Origin of the sequence: Natrialba asiatica DSM 12278, from assembly GCF_000337555.1 — an archaeon.
Taxonomy (GTDB): Archaea; Halobacteriota; Halobacteria; order Halobacteriales; family Natrialbaceae; genus Natrialba; species Natrialba asiatica.
Genome location: NZ_AOIO01000024.1, coordinates 1 through 383, shown reverse-complemented (window position 1 = coordinate 383; position 383 = coordinate 1). Strand labels below are relative to the sequence as shown.

The window sequence follows — 383 nt, the reverse complement described above, 5'->3', positions numbered from 1 at the left end:
CACCAACGCTAACAGGCCTCCACGTGCCTTTCGGCACGCTTCACCTTGTCCATGTCTAGATCGTCCGGTTTCGGGTCGTGCCCGTTTGACTCCCCGCGCTTGAACACGGTGGCCCTCGTCGAAAGACTGCGGCCATATCGGTTTCCCTACGCCTTCCCCGATAATCGGGTTAGACTCGTCAAACAGGCACACTCCCTGGTTCGTTTTTCAAAACGCACGACGGAACTCCGGCTTCCTGTACGGCTTACTACGGGTTCACACCCAGTTCATTGTGTACAGGACCTTTTGAGCCCCGTCGTTCGATCGCCAACTGATTTCACGCCCTATTGCACCTCCCTTCGTGGGGTGCTTTTCAGCGTTCGTTCACACTACTTGTTCGCTAT

At 55.6% G+C, this 383-nt stretch carries 1 rRNA gene; it reads right to left on the bottom strand.

From position 1 onward, the window contains the following. A 23S ribosomal RNA gene (locus C481_RS21225) occupies nucleotides 1-383 on the bottom strand; the annotation flags it as partial.